The 4,090-nt window shown below is 64.0% G+C and carries 4 protein-coding genes and 2 pseudogenes; all 6 read left to right on the plus strand.

Going from position 1 to position 4,090, the window contains the following annotated elements; genetic code table 11:
- Positions 1-279: 279 nt before the first annotated feature.
- The 6 genes and pseudogenes from J1M43_RS17225 to J1M43_RS15700 all read left to right on the plus strand — a co-directional run bounded on the left by J1M43_RS17225 (position 280) and on the right by J1M43_RS15700 (position 3,641).
- Positions 280-1,420 (plus strand): annotated as a pseudogene (locus J1M43_RS17225) (prolipoprotein diacylglyceryl transferase).
- Positions 1,421-1,655: 235 nt separating this feature from the next.
- A pseudogene (locus J1M43_RS16895) lies at positions 1,656-1,754 on the plus strand (YkvA family protein); the annotation flags it as partial.
- A gap of 247 nt (positions 1,755-2,001) precedes the next feature.
- Complete coding sequence (locus J1M43_RS15685) at positions 2,002-2,388, plus strand: four-helix bundle copper-binding protein (protein ID WP_206477424.1); 387 nt, start codon at positions 2,002-2,004, stop codon at positions 2,386-2,388.
- Between the two features lie 61 nt (positions 2,389-2,449).
- On the plus strand, positions 2,450-2,596 hold the full coding sequence (locus J1M43_RS15690; protein WP_206477262.1) for a hypothetical protein: 147 nt from the start codon (positions 2,450-2,452) through the stop codon (positions 2,594-2,596).
- Positions 2,597-2,630: 34 nt separating this feature from the next.
- Positions 2,631-3,215, plus strand: a complete 585-nt coding sequence (locus J1M43_RS15695; protein WP_374058533.1) for a prolipoprotein diacylglyceryl transferase — start codon at positions 2,631-2,633, stop codon at positions 3,213-3,215.
- A gap of 9 nt (positions 3,216-3,224) precedes the next feature.
- A complete protein-coding gene (locus J1M43_RS15700; protein ID WP_033105416.1) occupies positions 3,225-3,641 on the plus strand; it encodes a YkvA family protein in 417 nt (138 codons plus the stop codon).
- Positions 3,642-4,090: the final 449 nt, after the last annotated feature.

Genomic DNA, 4,090 nt, shown 5'->3' on the forward strand with positions numbered 1-4,090 from the left:
CTCACCGACAGTTCCCCCTCTTGGAGGGCGAGGATGATGCGAATCCGTGTCGCATCTGCGAGCAGCCGGAACACCTCCACCGCCACCTCAACGAACGGACCGTCCGGCTGCAGTCGATCCATATTAGTATCTGCATGAATGCTTACAGACTAAGGTAGATCATGGTTCGCACGTGCCGTGGTCGCGGTAGGCCGATGCCGGATCGGCTCGGTGCTGGCCGCCCATGGCGCAACGCTGTCGCCTAGGGTTCCTAGTCGGAGTCGAGTTAGAGGAGGCGCCATGATCGCCGTCGTACCGCTGAGTATCCCAAGTCCGGATCCCTCGTGGGCGAGCTTCCAGATCGGCCCGCTCACCGTGCATGTGTATGCGCTGTGCATCATCGCCGGGATCACCGCTGCGGTGCTGATCACCGATCGTCGGCTCCGCGCGCGCGGAGTTGCTCCGTGGACCGCCATCGACGTCGCGTTGTGGGCGGTGCCGCTGGGGATCATCGTCGCGCGTTTCTATCATGTGTTCACCCATGTCACGGACTATTTCTATCCCGACGCGAACTTGTGGAACGTGTTCGCGATCTGGGACGGCGGCAACGCGATCTACGGGGCCCTTCTCGGCGGTGCGCTCGGCGTCTATATCGGGTGCCGTCGCGCCGGGCTCCGGTTCTGGGTCTTCGCTGACGCGCTGGCTCCCGCTCTGCTCGTTGCGCAGGCCATCGGCCGGCTCGGGAACTATTTCAACCAGGAACTTTTCGGCCTCCCCACCACGCTGCCCTGGGGATTGGAGATCCTGCCGACTCTTCGCTGACGCGCTGGCTCCCGCTCTGCTCGTTGCGCAGGCCATCGGCCGGCTCGGGAACTATTTCAACCAGGAACTTTTCGGCCTCCCCACCACGCTGCCCTGGGGATTGGAGATCCTGCCGACTGCACCGATGTTCCCCGACGGTGTACCGGCGGGCACCCTGTTTCATCCACTGTTCTTGTACGAGATGATCTGGAACCTGCTCGGTGCGGCCCTCATCGTTGCGCTGGAGCGGCGTTTCGTTCGGGGCTGGGGGCGCAGCCTCGCGCTCTACCTGGTCTGGTACGGCCTCGGTCGCAGCGGGCTGGAAGCGATCCGCATCGATCCCACCAGTGATGCGCCCCTCGGCATCCCCGCCAACATCTGGGCATCCTTCGCCGTCGTCCTCGTCGGCATCGGCCTGCTCGTCATCCAGAGCATCCGCCACTCCGATCCGGAACTCTCGCCCTACCGCCCCGGGAGGACTCCCCCTCCTGCTGATTCCGCCGCCGGGGAGGACTCCAGCGGCGACGATCACGCACGCGAGCAGTCGCACGAACACACGGATGGCACGGGTGCGGTGTCGCCTCGCGGAGGGGTGTCCGATCCGGGAGTCTCGGGTCGCGGGCGATCCCCGGTGAGCTGAGGTCCGCACGCATGCCGTTCTGGTTGCAGATTCTTCTCAGTGTCCTCGGTGGTATCGCGCTTTTGTGGGGTGCGTTGATTGTTGCGCTGCTTGTTCACTACCGGCGAGCTGACCGCTCCATCGATTGGCGGGAAATGGCCCGTCTGGCCCCGACGCCGTCCGGCTCATCAAACGTCTGGCCTTCGACAAGGGTGTGCCGCGCCCTACCCGGTGGTGGCTGGGTGGCCTTCTCGTCTATCTGCTGTTACCGATCGACCTGGTCCCCGACTTCATCCCGGTACTCGGATACCTCGACGACGCGATCCTCGTCGCGATCGGGTTGCGCTTCGCCATCACACACGCCGGCATGGACGCCCTCGAGCGAAACTGGCCAGGAACACCCGACGGGCTTGCCGCGCTCCTCGCGATCGCCAAAACGCGCGAGTAGCGCCAGCGGAGGTCGGCGTCGCTGCCAGCATTGGTCGGCTACCCCACGGGGATACGGCATACAACCCCCTTGCAGTCGCGCTGAGGCGCGCGGACCGTAGTAATCGTCGAACGATCAACGACGGAAGGAAACAGCCGTGTCCACCACCGCAGAAATGCTGCGAACGTATCCAAAGGATCTCGGCGGTATCGACCAAGAAGCGCTCTCCACCTGCATTGACGCGTGTGTGGAGTGCGCACAGGCCTGCACCGCATGCGCCGACGCCTGCCTCAGCGAAGACATGGTCGCGGATCTCATCAAATGCATCCGCACAAACCTCGACTGCGCCGACTTGTGCGATGCAACAGCACGCATACTGTCCCGCCATACCGGCTACGACGCCAACCTCACCCGAGCAACGCTCGAGGCCTGCCGCACTGCATGCGCCAGCTGCGCCAGCGAATGCGAGCTACACGAAGACATGCACGAGCACTGCCGCATCTGTGCCGAAGCGTGCCGACGCTGCGAGCGAGCGTGCACCGAACTGCTCCAAGCCCTCTGACCACGGTTCGACACCTCCGGCCCCGGCCGAAACACCGAAACGAAAAGGAGGGCCGACCTTCATGCCGACAGACAAGAAAACCCGCACCGACCAGGAGCAGCACGGACCCCGCAGCAAGCAGGTGAACATGTACATCCGATTTGCGGCGATGATCCTCACCGCGATGGTGGTGATGTACTGGGTAATGTTCGTGGGCTCTCTTCGCTGACGCGCTGGCTCCCGCTCTGCTCGTTGCGCAGGCCATCGGCCGGCTCGGGAACTATTTCAACCAGGAACTTTTCGGCCTCCCCACCACGCTGCCCTGGGGATTGGAGATCCTGCCGACCGCACCGATGTTCCCCGACGGTGTACCGGCGGGCACCCTGTTTCATCCACTGTTCTTGTACGAGATGATCTGGAACCTGCTCGGTGCGGCCCTCATCGTTGCGCTCGAGCGACGCTTCGCTCGTGGCCGGGGGCGCAGCCTGGCGCTCTACCTGATCTGGTATGGGCTCGGGCGCAGCGGGCTGGAAACGATCCGCATCGATCCCACCAGTGATGCGCCCCTCGGCGTTCCCGCCAACATCTGGGCTTCCTTCGCCGTCGTTCTCATCGGCATCGGCCTACTCGTCATCCAGAGCATCCGCCACTCCGATCCGGAACTCTCGCCCTACCACCCCGGGAGGAATCCAACTGCCGCAGGTTCCTTGGCTAGGGAGAACCGCAGAGGCGAAAATCACGTACGCGAGCAGTCGCACGAGCACACGGACGACACGGGTGCGGTTTCGCCTCGCGGAGGGGCGCCCGGTCCGGGAGCCACGGGTCACGCGCGACACGAGGCCGGTTGAGGATCGCGCATGCCGTACTGGTTGCAGATTCTTCTCAGCGTCCTCGGGAGTATCGCGCTCCTGTGGGGCGCGCTGATGATTGTGCTGATTGTTCACTACCGACGAGCTGACCGCTCCATCGATTGGCGGGAAATCGCCCGGCTCGCACCCGACGCAGTAAGGCTCATCACACGTCTGGCCTTCGACACGGCGGTGCCGCGCCTCACACGTTGGTGGCTGGGTGGCCTCCTCGCCTACCTGTTGCTGCCGATCGACCTGGTCCCAGACTTCATCCCGATACTCGGATACCTCGACGACGCGATCCTCGTCGCGATCGGGTTGCGCTTCGCCATCACGCACGCCGGCATGGACGCCCTCGAACGAAACTGGCCAGGAACAGCCGACGGGCTTGCCGCTCTCGTCGCGATCACCAGAACGCGCGAGTAGCGCCACAGGGGCGCGTTCAGCACCAAAGCCCACACCTTTCGCGGATGCGGCGTCGCTGTCAGCATTGTCCGGCTACCCCAAGGGGGTACAGCATTCAACCCCCTTGCGGCTGTGCTGAGGCGCGCGAAGCGTAGTAGTCGTCGAACGATCAACTACAAATGCGAGCTGCACGAAGGCATGCACGAACGCTGGCGCATCGGTGGCCAAGCGTGCCGACACTGTGAGCGGGCGTGTGCGGAACTGCTCCAGGTGCTCTGACGGCGCTTCGACACCTCGGCACGCGCCGAACACCGAAACGAAGGGAAGTGCCCTATGGAGACACACAAGAAAACCCGCACCGACCAGGAGCAGCACGGACCCCGCAGCAAGCAGGTGAACATGTACATCCGATTTGCGGCGATGATCCTCACCGCGATGGTGGTGATGTACTGGGTAATGTTCGTGGGCTC

It is taken from the genome of Microbacterium sp. KRD172 (genome assembly GCF_017168295.1).
GTDB classification, from domain to species: Bacteria; Actinomycetota; Actinomycetes; order Actinomycetales; family Microbacteriaceae; genus Microbacterium; species Microbacterium profundi.